A 14,721-nucleotide genomic window follows, 5' to 3' on the forward strand; every position below is an offset into this window, starting at 1 on the left:
TCGAATTATTTTTCAAGATTGTTTTTTAAATTAGTAAGTCCCTCTTCAAAGGCACCACCCAATTGTTTGTTCATAAAAAGGTTCATGATATTCATAGGATAGTTGCTGTAACCTTTCATGTTCCATATTACTTTAGTCCCACCAGTGGTATCTTTTGTGGCCATGTAGGTATGTGCATCTCCATCAAACGGACGTATGAATTTAAGATCCATATCTACACGCTCACCTTCGCTAATTGCCGTTATTTGCTGTTTGCCTTCACCTACCTCATCATTACCATCCCAGTGGTATATAAAACCTACGGTGCCATCAGTACCTGTAAAGTTTTTTTTCATTGTTGGGTCTGCCATATTCCAAACGCTATAGTAATCCTGATTTTTAATGTGTTTTACATAGTCAAATACTTCGGCTCTGGGTTTGTTAACTACGATTTCGCGGGTAACATCATATTCTTTATTTATAAATAAAGCAACGACAAATGGCAGTGCCACAAGAATTACAATTACAATAAGGATTCTTTTAAGTATTTTCATAAGAGGGGTTTTATATTATCAGGTTTATTTTTCAGCAAGCTTTTTAATAGTAACAAGGGCTTTGTCCCACATATCGGCCATCATCCCGGCATACTCTTCAGAACAGGCTGATTCGATATCAAGTTTTGTCCCTTCAGCAGTTTCTGATAGCCAATAGGTTTCACGATTGCCTTTTAATTGTTTGGCTTCGGCACTTTCAAAATCGTCTTTATGATCTTTTACCATACCTTCTGGTTCAATAGATAAGGTTTTCATAGGTACATTTTCAGCTATCTTCCCAATCATGCCAAAACCATTTTTGTCGACAACCCTGTATTTGCTTCCGGGTGACCAGTCGGTTTCTACTTTAAGGTCTTCGCCAAATTCGGCATACCATTCTTCTATATAAGGAGATTCAAGCAATACCTGCCATACTCTCTCTGGAGAGGCTTTAAGGTTTACTGTTTTATGTATGATTTTTGCACTCATGATTTTTTCAATTTTACTGATTTTTAGTGAGATGTTGTATTTTTAAAAAATTAACATCTGAATTGTAAATGTGTTTGTTTTGAGTTACTTACACAAAGTTAAGTTAAACATTTTATAGGCATGGTGTTATAAAAGTCAACCAAAGGGGGTGTTTGAGACAAAAACAGTATATTTGTTACTCCCCTCTAATCTTATCGCTATGCAATTAGGAATTCTATTGACTAAAGACCACCGTCTGCTAAGTGTGGCGGCACTACTTGACGTACTTGAAACGGCTAATCGTTTTTATCGGAATGAAGGCGATAAGGAGCCTTTTGCTATAAGCCTGCTTCATCAGTCAGGAGATGAAAGTGTATCTTATTCAGGGTATCTTTCAAAAACAGCGGCAAAGGAGGAGCAATACGGCTTAATACTCATTCCTGCTTTTACAGGAGATAACCTGTCAGGGTCGTTAAAAGCCAATATGGCCTGGATACCCTGGCTGCAAAAACAATATAAATCGGGTGCCGCGGTAGCAAGTTTTTGTACCGGTGCTTTTTTACTGGGAGCATCAGGACTGCTGGATAACAAACCTGCAACTACACATATTAATGCCGAAAAATCTTTTGCAAAACTATTCCCTTTGGTACAGGTGCAGGCTGAAGCCGTGGTTACCGAAAAGGACAGGGTGTTTACCAGTGGTGGAGCAACTAATACGTTTCACCTTCTTATGCGTCTGCTGGAAATTTATTGCAACAGAAAGGTAGCGGTAAAAGCGGCCAAAGTTTTTTCTATTGATATGGATCGTAACAGGCAAACTTATTTTGGAACATTTGCCCCTGCCGAAGATCATGGAGATGATTTGGTTAAAAAGGCTCAGGAAGAGATACAAAAGAATTTTAATACGGCAAATACTATTGAAGAACTCATTGCCGATGTGCCTGCAAGCAGACGTAATTTAGTGCGTCGTTTTAAGCAGGTTACCGGTATAACGCCTATAGAATACCTACAAAAAACCCGTATTGAAGCTGCAAAACAAATGTTAGAGCAGTCACGCTATAGTATACTTGAAGTAATGCTCGAGTCGGGGTATAATGACCTTAAAACATTCAGGACACTTTTTAAAAAGAATGTGGGCATGACCCCTAAAATGTACAGGGAAAAATTTAGTGGGCAGTTAGTGTAAACTCATGCCTTTTTGGGCTGTGTTTTTTTAGAAGCTTTCTTTTTAGGTGTTTTGGCCACAGGCTTCTTTTTTTCAGGAGCTGGTTCTGCTTTGCCATCAGTGTAAATAACTGTTTCAACCCCGGTAGGTTTACACATTTCTGAAGCATCAACTATTGTCACAGCACTGTTAAAGGGTAAATTCAGACTAATCTCATTGTTGAAATCATATCTTAATGAATCGGGAGATAAAGCATCCGATACGCAAAAGAAAAACAAAAGTGCTAAAAGTAATATTCGTGCCATGATTTTACTGTTGGTTGTGTAAATGTAACTAAAATATTGATTGTCAGTTTTTAATTTTAAACTCAAGGCCAAGTCCGCGGTAACTGTTGATTGCAATTGAAGCATCTTCACCAAAATACTTTCTGAGCCTGCTGATGAATACATCCATGCTACGGCCGGAGAAGAAGTCGTCGTTACCCCATACCTCAGTGAGTATATCTTCACGTTTAATCATTCGATTCCTGTTGGTAAACAGATAGCTTATAAGATGGGCTTCTTTTTCAGTCAGGCGATGTATCAGATCGTTTATGGTCAGGGTATAATTGGCATTGTCAAACTTATATTGCCCTATAGCGATAATATTGTCAGCTGAAGTTTGGGAAGCAAAACTGCGTTGCGAACGCTTCAGTATATTGGTAATGCGTAAAATAAGTTCGTCAGCCTCAAAAGGTTTTACTACATAATCATCAGCACCCAATTTCAGGCCTCTTATCTTGTCTTCTTTCATGCCTTTTGCTGTAAGGAAGACCAATGGGATTTCGGGCTTAATAGCAATTACTTTCTCTGCGAGGCTAAAGCCGTCCATTTTGGGCATCATTACATCAAATACACATATGTCGGGACTTGTGTCAGGAAATAACGCTAATGCTTCAGCGCCATCTTTGGCCCAGGTAACCGTGAATCCTGATATCTCCAGATATTGTCTCAGGATGCTGGCATAATCAAAATCATCTTCGGCTAATAGTATATGCTTCATGGCTGGGGTATTGAAATTAAGAATTCAGCACCTTTGCCTTCATCACTGTTAACGGTTATATATCCCTTGTAAGCTTTTACAAGCTGCTGAACATAAAACAGTCCGAGTCCTAATCCCTTAGATGTATGTATGTTTCCCTTCTGAACCCTGTAGAATTTTTCAAAAATTGCTTTTTGCTCTTTTTTAGCAATGCCGATACCGTTGTCGTTTACGCTTAATGTAACTTTATCATTGTCTTCCTTCAGGTTTATGGTAATGCAGTTGGCGCCATATTTTACAGCATTATCAAGAAGATTAATGAGCATGGTCGAAAAGTGAAACCTGTCCATTCGAAATGTAGTAGCAGTTACATTGTTATCTATTTTAATGTCTGGATGCGAAAGCATAAAGTCTTCTAAAATCTCATTTATGCAATTCCTGTCAATATTTTGTTCTCTTGCAGCGGTAATGCTTCCTTCGGTTAGGGAAGCTTCGGTTACCTGTCCAAAGAGCTTTTGCATACGAATGTTTTGCCTGTCGATAATTTCGAGCGAATGCCTGAAATGTTCTTCGGTAAGCTCGCCTTCTTTTTTACGTAGGGTCTTTACGGCAATATCAAGTGCGGCTATAGGTGTTTGAAACTCGTGGGTAATATTGTTTATGAAGTCGGTTTTTATCTCGGCAATTTTTTTCTGGGTTATCAGATTCTTTATCGAGAGGTAAAAGAGGATTACTACAAAACTGAGCAGCAGCACTGAAAATATAAGCAGGCCTGCCATTTTTATATATACCTGTCGTTCCCAGTTAGCAATGCTATAATAGCGTTGCGATACCACTTCAAAAGTATAATTGGTCTTTTTTAGTGAGCTGTCGGTATATTTACCATCACGCCATGTAGATTGTGATGCTGCAGTTTCGGGCGTTCTTGCTTCGTTATTACCGTAAAGCATCAATTTGCCTTTAAATATGGTATCCGGTATTTTACTACTTTCCCTAAATAGTACTATCGTTTTAAGATAGTCGATATAGTTTACTTCATATTCTTGAAATATCGTATTGCTATTGACGTAATTACCCATAATGCCGGAAAGTGAATCGGCAACTTTAGCAATCATATCCTCATATTCGTCTTTGCTTGCTTTTTGATTGTAATAATCTTCGATGAACTTACCAGTGCGCATCATCCATACGCTATTAAGGGTATCCAGTTTTCCTGAAGTTTCCAGAGCAAGGAACTGACTGGTTATTTCGGCGTTAGCCTCCTTGGCTTTAAGCTTATAGGTGTTATAAATAAAATAGCCCTGTATTACGGCAAGAGCCGATACAGTAACAATGCATCCGATGATAAGGAAAAGAATCTTTCGTTTCATACTAAGGTATACTATCTGCAAGATACAAAACTAAGGTTTTCTTTATTCCGATGGTAAGTGAATAACCCCATTAACCTCTAGTTAACCTAGCATTAACCATAAAGGAGAGAACATTTACTGAGCTTTGCGATAATCATCAAATCATCATCATGGGTTCAATCATCAACAAAAAACGTTTGTTTTCATTTTTAATCACTTTCATTTCACTTGCCTGTGCGGCGCAGAACCCCGCCGTATCGGGTAAAGTAATAGATACCAATAAACAGCCGGTTGCATTTGCCAATGTAATACTGAAAGCAGTAGTAAAGGATAGTACTTTTATGAGGACATCGTTTACAGATGAAAATGGCCGTTTTGAAATTGCATCCGATCCAAATCAGAAAGAATATACATTAGAGATAAATACTATAGGTTACGAGAGTTATAGTGCCGCACTTGAGATAACAGCAAATTTGAAACTGCCGGATATTGTGCTTCAGGCATCGGCTAAAGAGCTTGATGGTGTAGTGATAGATCAAAAAAGGCCTGTGGTAATACGTAAGATAGACCGTCTTGAGTTTGATGTTGAAAATTCGATACTGTCATCTGATAATGCATGGGAAATAGTTAAGAAAACTCCAGGAGTGATTGCTTCGGGCGACGGACTTTCCATTCGCGCAAGCAGCGGTATACTGGTTACCATAAACGACAAGAAAGTATACCTTACAGGAACGGAACTCAAAAATCTTCTTGAAAATACAGATGGCAGCAATATAAAATCGGTTGAGGTAATAACCACTCCGCCGGCTAAATATGAAGCCCAGGGTAGTGCTGTGCTAAACATTAAAATGAAAAAGAATATTGGAGGGGGTTATAAAGGTATGGTAACGGGTGCCTATGTACAGTCAATGTATCCTAAAGGTGTGGTTGCGACCAACCATTATTATAAAGGTAAGAAGCTTACGGTTTTTGGTGGGTATATGTTTGGGTCGGGGCATTATTATGGCGAAAGCAAAGGTGATGTAAAATACTTTGATGCCAAAGGCGATGTCTCATCTACATGGAAGAGCATAGAGATATCGCATTACCGTGCAAAACAGCAAAACAGCTATAACATAACTGCTGAATATGCCATCGATTCACTTAATGCCTTTTCGGCAGGATTCAACGGTTTTCAAAGTCTTAAGAGCACTGCGCTTGTAGATACGCCAACCTATATTTACAATTCATCCGGGCAGCTTGACTCATTGTTTACCAGCTATAACCACAGGGACTATCCGGAAAAGAACAGCACTTTTACAGGGTCTTTTGAGCATAAGTTTAATGCTAAGCACGTGCTGGTTCTTTCGTCCGATTATACATCATATTACACTAATCAGGATCAGGATATAAATACTGCTTTTTCACTGCCCGATGCCGCGCCATACAGACGACAGAATATTCAGAGTGATGACACCCGACGTATCGATTTGTTATCCGTTCAGGCGGATTATAACGGACAGTTAGGAACCACCAGAATTGAAGGAGGAATGCGTTATGGCAAGGTTGATGCCGAAAATAACTTTGATTACTATAGCGAAATTGACGGTGTACCGGTTCCGGGCAACCTCTCGAATATGTTTTTGTATGATGAAACCATCATGGCCGGTTATATTGGTGCCGACAGGGAGTTTGGTAAATGGGGCTTTAAGTTGGGGCTTCGTGGCGAACACACCAAGCTTGAGGGCGATCTCGAAACTACCGGAGAGGTAAACAGTCAGAACTACTTTAAATTATTTCCGTCGGCGTATGCGCTTTATAAAGCTTCCGACAATCACCAGATTGGGTTCTCGTATGGCAAGCGCATCATAAGGCCACAGTATGGGATGCTTAATCCGTTCAGGTCCTACAGTACTCCTTTTTCCTATACAACAGGAAATCCGCAACTACAGCCTACCATAGCCCATAATTTTGGGCTGCAGTATACGCTAAAAGGCAAATATATGTTTGGTGCGTTTTACCGCTACGAAAAAGATCCTTTTGCTAATATTACTTATCAGGACTATGAAACCAGTACCATAATAACAGAGTATACCAATATCAGCAGCAATGTATCAGTGGGAGCTGAATTCAATACTAATGTAGAATTGTTTCCGTGGTGGGAAGCAGGGACTTTTTTAACGGCAGGCTATCAGCAAAACAGCTTTCAGGGGGCAGATGGAGCTATTCGGGAAATAGACAGGTGGACATTTTACGGCAATACCAACAACCGTTTTATGCTGAATAAAAAGAAGGACTTCTTTGCAGAGCTTAGTTTCTTTTACTCATCGCCAACGGTATATGGTGCTTACAAATTAGGAGATATTTCGAGTCTCTCTATAAGCTTCAGGAAACGATTCTGGAAGGAAAATGGCGAAATCTCACTTATATTCTCTGATATCTATAGAGGGGAACGCCAAACTACCACTACAAGTTATGCCAATCAGTACAGTAGCTATAGGTCTTATGGAGATACACAAAGTTTCAGGATTCAGTTCAGGTACCGTTTTGGTAACCAGAAATTGCAGGATGGAAAAGCTGTACAAAAAACCGAAGAACAGAACCGTTTATAAACAATAACGTTTGAGTTAGTTGTCCTACCCCGTCATTATTGGCGGGACAGGACTTTTGTATAGATTATTGTTGGTATATTTGCAGCCATAAGTTCTTTACTTAATTTCTTTTCAAACAGGAATGGTTTTCGGCATTAGCCGGAATGAAAAGGGAATCGTGTGCAAATCACGAACTGTCGCGCAACTGTAAATGCCACACCACAGTTTTTACTACTCATGTCCACTGTTCGCAATAGGCGGATGGGAAGGACCGTAAAAACGGCATAAGTCAGGAGACCTGCCATTACTTACTTGACAATGCTTTCGCGGTTTGAAGCAATTGGTTTTCGGTTATTTCATGGTATTCCCGTGCCCGAACCTAAGCTTCTTAAGGCATTGTGAAATGGGCAAAAGGGCTTTTAACTAATTTATTAATTTTTTAAAAGCAAGTAAACATGAGACACATTCAGAAATGTTACTTTGGTGAACGCCTGAGTCCTAAAGCAACATTTGCCGTAGTAACGGCATCGGGTTAGTCGGGCAAAACAATTGCGGCCTAAGGCTTACTTATTTACCAATTTAATTTTATGAATACCAAAATGAATGCAGCAATTACTGCTGTTGGTGGTTATGTACCCCAAACCATACTTGATAATGCCACTCTGGAGAAGATGGTAGATACATCAGACGAATGGATTATTACCCGAACCGGAATAAAAGAACGCAGAATACTCGAACCGGGCAAAGCAACTTCAGATATGGCTGCTTTTGCAATACAAAACCTGCTTGAGAATTCAGGAGTAGACCCAGAAGAAATAGAAGTACTTATACTGGCTACTTCTACACCTGATACGATACTTTCGCCTACTGCACCGCTTGCCTGTGTAAAAGCAGGTCTCAAAAATGCCTGGGGTTTTGACCTGAATGCTGCCTGTAGTGGGTTTTTATACGCGCTTTCCGTAGCAGCGTCACTTGTAGAGAGCGGCAGGCATAAAAAAGTACTTTTAGTTGGAGCCGACAAAATGAGTGCTATTGTAAACTACGAAGACCGTAATACCTGTGTGCTTTTTGGAGATGGGGCAGGAGCGGTATTACTGGAACCTGCTCAGGACGGGACAGGAGTTTTAGATACAGTCTATAAATCTGACGGAAGCGGTATACAGTTTCTTTCGGTTCCGGCAGGAGGATCGGCAGAAGGAACAGGTCAGCAGACACTCGATGAGAAAAGGCATTATGTACAACAGGATGGACGCACAGTGTTTAAGAACGCCATAAATGGTATGACTACAGCCAGCAATGAACTTTTGCAAAAGCTGAGCCTTACGACCGAAACCATAGACTGGGTAGTGCCACATCAGGCTAACCTGCGTATTATCGATTCAGTAGGGCAAAACCTTGGTATTCCTAAACAAAAGATAAAGGTAAATATTGAGCGCTATGGCAACACCACTGCAGCGACATTGCCGCTTTGCCTGTGGGATTTTCATAATGATTTTAAACCCGGCGATAAAATATTGCTTACCGCTTTTGGTGCCGGATTCACATGGGGGAGTACCTGCGTAGTGTGGGGAGACCTTAGAAACAATAACTAATAATGACTTTACAAGAAAAAATAGACGCTGCTCAAACACACATTTTTAAAGCAATATTTCCTAATACTACCAATCATTACGATACGCTCTTTGGAGGTATGGCCATGCATCTTATGGATGAGGTAGCCTTTATTACTGCTACACGTTTCAGTAGACAGCGAATGGTTACCGTAAGCAGTGACCGTATTGATTTTAAAAAGCCCATACCGGCGGGTACTTTTGCTGAACTGATAGGCAAGGTTACGCATATTGGTAATACCAGCCTTAAGGTACATGTTGAGATATATGTCGAGAATATGTATTCTGATAACAGGGAAAAAGCCATAACAGGCGATTTTACTTTTGTGGCTATTAATGAACAGAAAGAACCAATCCCAATTAATAAGTAACCTGTTCCCTTTTTATCATTGCGTGGAAGTATAGCACGGTAATCTCAAGGATTGTCGCGTTACGTTCACTTCACTCGCAATGATTAAAAATTATTCCTGTTTTAAAACAGGTTATAGCGCATCCCTATATAAATTCTTCTGCCCTGTAGCGATCCATAATTATAACTGGTGTCAAAAGTGTATCCGTTAGGATTGGTTACCGGATCATCGGCTGTTTTATTAAAAGGGTCAAACGGACGCATTAACGGCGCATTCGGTACAAAATCAAACAGGTTTTTCATTCCCATATACAATTCAAGTCCGTAAGTGAATTTTTTGGTAAACTGAATATTGGCAATGCAGAACCACGGTGAGTATTCCGGTCTGTAGTCATTAGGTAATATGGGTAGCCGCATCGGGCCATACCAGTTGCCGGTAACATCTATGCTGTAATTGTTTTTAAAGCTGTAGGTAGCAACAAAATTACCGGTCCATTTAGGCGCATGAAGCTGTTGTGACCTTTCTTCGCCATTACCTTTGTTTTCTATCTGGAAAACATCCATGTATGATACGCCCACCATCATCTTCAACGGAAAATTGAAAGTTACATCTGTGTTTAAGGATACACCCTGCGATATGGCATGCCCTTTCAGGTTGTCGTAAATAATCTTATCCGGATCAGTATCGAAATCGCCTACGATCTTATTGGTAAAATAGGAGTAAAAGCCTGTAATGTCAAAATTAAGGAAGGCAAAATTTGAAGGAACTTTTAATATATAGTTCAGGTTACCATTATAGGAGCGTTCCGGTTTCAGTGCTTCGGTAATTACAACATCGCGTGCACCTGTTAGCGCCGCATGGTCTTCGGTAAAAAGGTTTACCACTCTAAAGCCTGTACCAAAGCTTGCTCTCACAGTATTATTGTGGTTAGGAGCAAATTTATAAGCTACCCTTGGCGAATGCACGCCACCGTGGTTTTTGTCATAATCAAAACGATAACCTCCCAATAACTTGTGTTTTTCATTAAGTGTCCATTCATCCTGTACAAATAATCCCGGTAGTGGTGTTTCCTGTGGCCTGTTGGCTAAACCATCTGTACTGGAGGTAGCCGGAGTGTTGTCGTCATAATAAGTGTAACGGAAAGCCCCGCCTAAAAGGAAATTGTGGTTAGCTCCAAACTGCTTATCCCAATAGGTTTGTATAAAGGCTACCTGCTGATTGGCCATATAAGGCGTAAAACCATAATACGAATTTTGATCATGCCAGTTATAGGAGAACTGAGTAAATATCCTTTCGGTTGTAGGTAGCTGATACAATCCTATAAGTTCTGCACGTTTGGTATAAATGCTCTCGCCATAAATACTGTCACTGCCACGCCATTGTTTGGTCCAGTTCATTTCGCCACCCCAACGGTCTTCATATACATAGCGCGCACCCAGGCTAAAAGCACGATTTTCTTTAGGTTCAAAATTCCACTTATTGAATACTGAGATACGGTTTTGTTGGGTAACATCGGTAAAATTATCACCGTTTTTATCGGCAAGTACACTATAGTTAAAATAGTTTACCCCTAATAGTGAAGTAGCTTTTCCGGCTTTAAGCTTTACTGCGGCATCAAGACTTTGTTCACCCCAGCTTGTAAAAAAATAATCGGCGCTTACAACAGGCGCTTTAGTTGGACTTTTGGTTATCACATTAATAATGCCGCCCATCGCTTCAGAACCATACAATGATGATGCAGGGCCTTTTACCACTTCAATGCGTTCTACAATACTGTTGGGAATGCCACTAAGCCCATAGACGGTGGACAGGGCACTAACTATCGGCATACCGTCTATGAGTATCATAGTGTATGGGCCTTCCATACCATTAATATGGATGTCACCTGTATTGCATACGTTACAGTTAAGTTGTGGCATAACACCGTTTACCATTCCTACAGCCTCAAAAAGACTGGCAGTGGGATTCTTTTTAAACAATTTTGGTGTTATTATTTCTACAGGAATAGGGCTGTCACTACGGCTTACTTCCTTCATGGTACCGGTAATAACCACTTCATCAAGGGCTTTATTCTCGTCCTGCATAACAATATTCAGGATTATAGGTGTGGTACTGTTTACGGTAATTTTTTTACGTTCGTTAAGCATTCCAACCGAACTGAATATAACCTCATAGGTGCCGAACGGTATGTTTTTTATTTCATACTTTCCGTCATTATCGGCGGCGATTGATTGTCCTGTAGGAAGCAGAACAATGCTTACTGCGGGAACGGGTTCATTGTTTTGCGTAATTTTTCCCTTTATGCTTCCGGTTTGTGCAAACAGGGGTATTGTAGCAAATAATAATATAAAAAGTATATTTTTTTTCATTATCTAAACTAATAGTTAGTATTGCAAAAGTATAAATTTAGATTAGTCTAAAAATTATTTTTTATATTATTTTAAAATAATTTTTTGGAAGGCTAATTATTATTGCTGTTCCAATAATGTTTTTATGTGTAATATCTTAGGTTATTTTTCTGTTATATTTTCTAATTCCTTATTTTTACAGGACAGAAAAGAAAATGAAATTTGGATTCGACGGGTAATTTCATAACTATAAAACCAAAAGATGAGGTAGTAGCAAAATATATTGACTACTACTATTTTCATGTGTCTGACGATCCTTTATTCACTAAAAGATTCTTTTTTTATCCTAATTACAAGCATGCAATTACGGTTTACAAAGGATCCGACGTTAGTCTTACCGAAGAAGGATCTGTAGTCCTGCCTTCAGCAGACGATACTATACTTTCTTTTTACTCAATTAATACAGACCAGAATTTTAAAGTACAGCTTAACGGCATTTTCAATAAGGTGGGTATTGTTTTCAATCCTCTGGGATTGAATCATTTCCTAAAAGAACCCCTGGGAAACTTTTTCGATCAGGCAACTAATAAGCTCGATTGCTTTGGAGCCTCTTTTGTAAAAACTTTGCAAAGTGTGTTTGCCGAAAGAGATGCTGAAGCTAAAGGTACAGTGCTGGATACTTTTTTTGCCGATGCTTTTTCAGGATTTAATGAGCCGGTCGTAAAGAAAGCGGTGCAGGAAATTTTAAATTCAAATGGTTCGGTTAAGGTTGATGAACTTTCGGAACTTCTGAATGTGAACCGTAAAACTTTATTGCGCCTTTTTAAAAAGCATCTTTGCTGTAGTGTGGAGGAGTATAAGAAGTTGGTAATGTTCCGTAATGCATTAAACTATTCTCAGGCTATGGGAGAAGAAGCATCTTTAACCGATGTTGCTCTTTACAGTCTTTACTACGATCAGGCACATTACATTAAACATTTTAAATCGGTTACGAATCAGTCACCTAAAGCGTTGCTGTCTAAACTTACAAAATTGGGAAGCCAGGAAACGTATTGGTATTTTGAAGATTAAACGGGATGTCCCAATTTTACAATTTTCTGTTTTAGAGGTTTGGTAAGTTTGTATTATAAATCAGATAAATCAACCGAATATGAAAATTACAACTAAAAAACAATTGCTTGCCATCCTGATTCTTGTAAACCTTCTTGTCTTTTCAATTATTGGAGCAGTACTGTTTTACTTTGACGGAATAAGAATTCTTGCCCCTCTTTTAGGTGCCGCTGCAGCAGTTACAGCTATTCAGTATAATATGAGGAAAAAACAACTTCCTCAGGTATAGTTATCCAAATGAAAATTACCTTCGAGCATATTTTAATTTTTTGCACTACACTATTCATTAGTATGGTTATAGGTTATCTTGCCGATACATTATTTGATGTAAGATGGTATGGTTACCTTGCAGTGGGAGCAGCAATAAGCTGTTTTCTGTACATCAATAGCCAGCCAAAGCCTTTCATGGAGACGGCTCATCCTTATTTAAGGTTTGGGATAGGCATATTAGTACTACTGCTTATTTTTAGTGCTCTTGGATTTTTAGGTCACATTATTTTTGGGATCGATTTTGTAAAGCCCATACTATTTGGCTTTATTATCACGTTTACAATGTTCTTTAATCAAAGAAAAACCACAATTAAAAAACAATAGTTATGTTACAGTTTATAATAATGATTATTACCTTTATACAGGAAATTCTCATAAGTATATTTTGCTAAAAAAGCTTCCCGCAAGGAACGGGAAGCCTTTTTTCTGAAATAAGCACACACATTATCTTTAAGTATCTGTTTGGGACCGCAAATACTGTTTGTGATGCAATTAACTAACTAACAATGAGTCAATTTACCTAAAAAAAACATAGCTCATTAAAAAGCGGTTAAAAATTACCTTTTGTCCTGATATTCTGCCATCTTATCGTGTTTTTCTTTAGCATTTTTATAAAAAGCTTCATTTTTCCTGTATGGAAAAATATGTAGTTGTTTGATAATTATTGTTTTATGTAAGAAAATAAGTCTGAATATTTGTGTTAAAGTATTGGCTGATTTTTATTATTCAATAGTATATTGACTTAGCTTTGCAAAGCAACTGCATATTATGCCTTTGACGAATTGAATTGGTCATTTATTACAGTTTCGTAATAACAATGGCATGCTATTCGTGTAGATTTGCGAATCGCTATACTATATCATAATTATGAAGGTTAAATACATCGTATACACACTCTTGATTGCGGGCGTTGGAGCCCTTGTATTTTACAGGATATCTGAAAATAAAAAACAAAAAATGGACGCTGCCGGAGGTGGAGGAAAAGATGGTAAAAAGCCTCCTATGGCTGTAAACGGAGTAGTTGTTGCTCCTCAGGAATTTGCCAATACACTTTCGCTTTCAGGTTCAATCGAGGCTAATGAACAGATTGAAGTGCATTCAGAGGTGTCGGGTATTGCCGAGAAAATATTTTTTACCGAAGGTGCTAAGGTGAGCAAAGGCCAGGTATTGGTAAAAATTAATGATATAGAATTGCGTGCTCAGGCAGGTCAGGCAAAAACAAGGCAAACCCTTGCGGCTGAAAATGAAAGACGCGCCCGATTGCTGCTGCAAAAAGAGGCCATAAGCCAGGAAGAATATGATATAGCAAGTGCTGATTATAAAACAGCTTTGGCGCAAACAGAACTTATTAATGCACAAATAGGAAAAACTTCAATAAGGGCCCCGTTTTCAGGGACTATTGGTTTGCGTAATATCTCGCCCGGAACTTATGTAACGCCTACTACGCTTATTACAAATCTTGTAAATAGCAGCCAGATTAAGATTACCTTTTCTGTTCCTGAAAAATATGCATCACAAATGAAGGTAAATTCAGTAATTACTTTTACTGTATCAGGAAGCAACGAGACATTCCAGGCTAAAGTATATGCATTAGAGCCTTCGGTAGAAGTTACTACCCGTACCCTAAAGGTTAGGGCTATTGCTGAAAACGCACAGGGTAAATTGTTACCTGGTACTTTTGCGAATGTTATCCTTCCGCTTGATGAGGTTAAGGATGCTTTTGTAATTCCTACCGAGGCTATTGTTCCTGTACAGGGAGGTAAAAAGGTATTTGTTGTAAGGAATGGGCAGGCTCAGGAAGCTACTGTAGAAACAGGTACACGTACTGATAAGGATATTGTAGTGCTTTCAGGACTAAAAGCCGGAGATACTGTGCTAACTACTGGTGTGCTAACCCTGAAGAAAGAGACTCCGGTAAAAGTATCGCTAACTAAAAAAGCGAAGTAGCG

Annotated in this window: 14 protein-coding genes and 1 riboswitch; of the genes, 8 read left to right on the forward strand and 6 right to left on the reverse strand. The window is 39.0% G+C overall.

The window, feature by feature from the left end:
- Positions 1-5: 5 nt before the first annotated feature.
- Positions 6-533 carry an SRPBCC family protein gene (locus ACFSR3_RS07705; protein WP_379820442.1) on the reverse strand — a complete coding sequence of 176 codons (528 nt, stop codon included), beginning with the start codon at positions 531-533 and terminating at the stop codon, positions 6-8.
- A gap of 24 nt (positions 534-557) precedes the next feature.
- On the reverse strand, positions 558-1,001 hold the full coding sequence (locus tag ACFSR3_RS07710; RefSeq protein WP_379820443.1) for an SRPBCC family protein: 444 nt from the start codon (positions 999-1,001) through the stop codon (positions 558-560).
- Between the two features lie 199 nt (positions 1,002-1,200).
- Between ACFSR3_RS07710 and ACFSR3_RS07715 the strand changes: the two genes are divergently transcribed.
- Positions 1,201-2,166 (forward strand): GlxA family transcriptional regulator, encoded by a 966-nt coding sequence (locus ACFSR3_RS07715; RefSeq protein ID WP_379820444.1) that lies wholly within the window; start codon positions 1,201-1,203, stop codon positions 2,164-2,166.
- A 2-nt stretch (positions 2,167-2,168) separates the two neighbouring features.
- On the opposite strand, the gene ACFSR3_RS07720 is transcribed toward ACFSR3_RS07715, so the two are convergent.
- The 3 genes from ACFSR3_RS07720 to ACFSR3_RS07730 are packed head-to-tail and all read right to left on the reverse strand — an operon-like array spanning position 2,169 to position 4,535.
- Positions 2,169-2,450 (reverse strand): hypothetical protein, encoded by a 282-nt coding sequence (locus ACFSR3_RS07720; RefSeq protein WP_379820445.1) that lies wholly within the window; start codon positions 2,448-2,450, stop codon positions 2,169-2,171.
- A gap of 43 nt (positions 2,451-2,493) precedes the next feature.
- Complete coding sequence (locus ACFSR3_RS07725) at positions 2,494-3,186, reverse strand: response regulator transcription factor (RefSeq protein ID WP_379820446.1); 693 nt, start codon at positions 3,184-3,186, stop codon at positions 2,494-2,496.
- Entirely contained in the window at positions 3,183-4,535 is a 1,353-nt protein-coding gene (locus ACFSR3_RS07730) for a sensor histidine kinase (RefSeq protein WP_379820447.1), read from the reverse strand. The genes ACFSR3_RS07725 and ACFSR3_RS07730 overlap by 4 nt, the downstream gene beginning before the upstream one ends.
- A 149-nt stretch (positions 4,536-4,684) precedes the next feature.
- Between ACFSR3_RS07730 and ACFSR3_RS07735 the strand changes: the two genes are divergently transcribed.
- The 3 genes from ACFSR3_RS07735 to ACFSR3_RS07745 all read left to right on the forward strand — a co-directional run bounded on the left by ACFSR3_RS07735 (position 4,685) and on the right by ACFSR3_RS07745 (position 9,065).
- Positions 4,685-7,105: an outer membrane beta-barrel family protein gene (locus tag ACFSR3_RS07735; RefSeq protein WP_379820448.1), complete on the forward strand. Its 2,421-nt coding sequence runs from the start codon at positions 4,685-4,687 to the stop codon at positions 7,103-7,105.
- 105 nt (positions 7,106-7,210) lie between these two features.
- Positions 7,211-7,404, forward strand: a riboswitch (cobalamin riboswitch).
- 267 nt (positions 7,405-7,671) lie between these two features.
- On the forward strand, positions 7,672-8,676 hold the full coding sequence (locus ACFSR3_RS07740) for a beta-ketoacyl-ACP synthase III (RefSeq protein ID WP_379820449.1): 1,005 nt from the start codon (positions 7,672-7,674) through the stop codon (positions 8,674-8,676).
- A 2-nt stretch (positions 8,677-8,678) separates the two neighbouring features.
- The gene (locus ACFSR3_RS07745; protein ID WP_114756456.1) at positions 8,679-9,065 is read left to right on the forward strand and encodes an acyl-CoA thioesterase; all 387 of its coding nucleotides are present in this window, start codon (positions 8,679-8,681) and stop codon (positions 9,063-9,065) included.
- Between the two features lie 101 nt (positions 9,066-9,166).
- Here the strand turns inward: ACFSR3_RS07745 and ACFSR3_RS07750 are convergent, their stop codons facing one another.
- Positions 9,167-11,413, reverse strand: coding sequence for a TonB-dependent receptor (locus ACFSR3_RS07750; protein ID WP_379820450.1), 2,247 nt, complete (start codon positions 11,411-11,413; stop codon positions 9,167-9,169).
- A gap of 201 nt (positions 11,414-11,614) precedes the next feature.
- Here ACFSR3_RS07750 and ACFSR3_RS07755 point away from each other — a divergent pair, with 201 nt between their 5' ends.
- From ACFSR3_RS07755 to ACFSR3_RS07770, 4 genes are all read left to right on the forward strand, one after another.
- On the forward strand, positions 11,615-12,463 hold the full coding sequence (locus tag ACFSR3_RS07755; protein ID WP_379820451.1) for a helix-turn-helix domain-containing protein: 849 nt from the start codon (positions 11,615-11,617) through the stop codon (positions 12,461-12,463).
- Positions 12,464-12,542: 79 nt separating this feature from the next.
- Positions 12,543-12,731 carry a hypothetical protein gene (locus ACFSR3_RS07760; RefSeq protein ID WP_379820452.1) on the forward strand — a complete coding sequence of 63 codons (189 nt, stop codon included), beginning with the start codon at positions 12,543-12,545 and terminating at the stop codon, positions 12,729-12,731.
- An 8-nt stretch (positions 12,732-12,739) separates the two neighbouring features.
- On the forward strand, positions 12,740-13,096 hold the full coding sequence (locus tag ACFSR3_RS07765) for a hypothetical protein (RefSeq protein WP_379820453.1): 357 nt from the start codon (positions 12,740-12,742) through the stop codon (positions 13,094-13,096).
- A 543-nt stretch (positions 13,097-13,639) separates the two neighbouring features.
- Entirely contained in the window at positions 13,640-14,719 is a 1,080-nt protein-coding gene (locus ACFSR3_RS07770) for an efflux RND transporter periplasmic adaptor subunit (protein WP_379820454.1), read from the forward strand.
- The last annotated feature ends 2 nt before the right edge of the window (positions 14,720-14,721 follow it).

Source organism: Flavobacterium suzhouense (assembly GCF_042684765.1).
GTDB lineage: Bacteria > Bacteroidota > Bacteroidia > Flavobacteriales > Flavobacteriaceae > Flavobacterium > Flavobacterium suzhouense.

What these genes read in the sequence shown, in the direction of transcription:
- ACFSR3_RS07730 (WP_379820447.1), bottom strand. Translation starts at nt 4,535, where the DNA reads ATGAAACGAAAGATTCTTTTCCTTATCATCGGATGCATTGTTACTGTA.
- ACFSR3_RS07745 (WP_114756456.1), top strand. Translation starts at nt 8,679, where the DNA reads ATGACTTTACAAGAAAAAATAGACGCTGCTCAAACACACATTTTTAAA.
- ACFSR3_RS07715 (WP_379820444.1), top strand. Translation starts at nt 1,201, where the DNA reads ATGCAATTAGGAATTCTATTGACTAAAGACCACCGTCTGCTAAGTGTG.
- ACFSR3_RS07750 (WP_379820450.1), bottom strand. Translation starts at nt 11,413, where the DNA reads ATGAAAAAAAATATACTTTTTATATTATTATTTGCTACAATACCCCTG.
- ACFSR3_RS07765 (WP_379820453.1), top strand. Translation starts at nt 12,740, where the DNA reads ATGAAAATTACCTTCGAGCATATTTTAATTTTTTGCACTACACTATTC.
- ACFSR3_RS07770 (WP_379820454.1), top strand. Translation starts at nt 13,640, where the DNA reads ATGAAGGTTAAATACATCGTATACACACTCTTGATTGCGGGCGTTGGA.
- ACFSR3_RS07740 (WP_379820449.1), top strand. Translation starts at nt 7,672, where the DNA reads ATGAATACCAAAATGAATGCAGCAATTACTGCTGTTGGTGGTTATGTA.
- ACFSR3_RS07725 (WP_379820446.1), bottom strand. Translation starts at nt 3,186, where the DNA reads ATGAAGCATATACTATTAGCCGAAGATGATTTTGATTATGCCAGCATC.
- ACFSR3_RS07705 (WP_379820442.1), bottom strand. Translation starts at nt 533, where the DNA reads ATGAAAATACTTAAAAGAATCCTTATTGTAATTGTAATTCTTGTGGCA.
- ACFSR3_RS07710 (WP_379820443.1), bottom strand. Translation starts at nt 1,001, where the DNA reads ATGAGTGCAAAAATCATACATAAAACAGTAAACCTTAAAGCCTCTCCA.
- ACFSR3_RS07720 (WP_379820445.1), bottom strand. Translation starts at nt 2,450, where the DNA reads ATGGCACGAATATTACTTTTAGCACTTTTGTTTTTCTTTTGCGTATCG.
- ACFSR3_RS07760 (WP_379820452.1), top strand. Translation starts at nt 12,543, where the DNA reads ATGAAAATTACAACTAAAAAACAATTGCTTGCCATCCTGATTCTTGTA.
- ACFSR3_RS07735 (WP_379820448.1), top strand. Translation starts at nt 4,685, where the DNA reads ATGGGTTCAATCATCAACAAAAAACGTTTGTTTTCATTTTTAATCACT.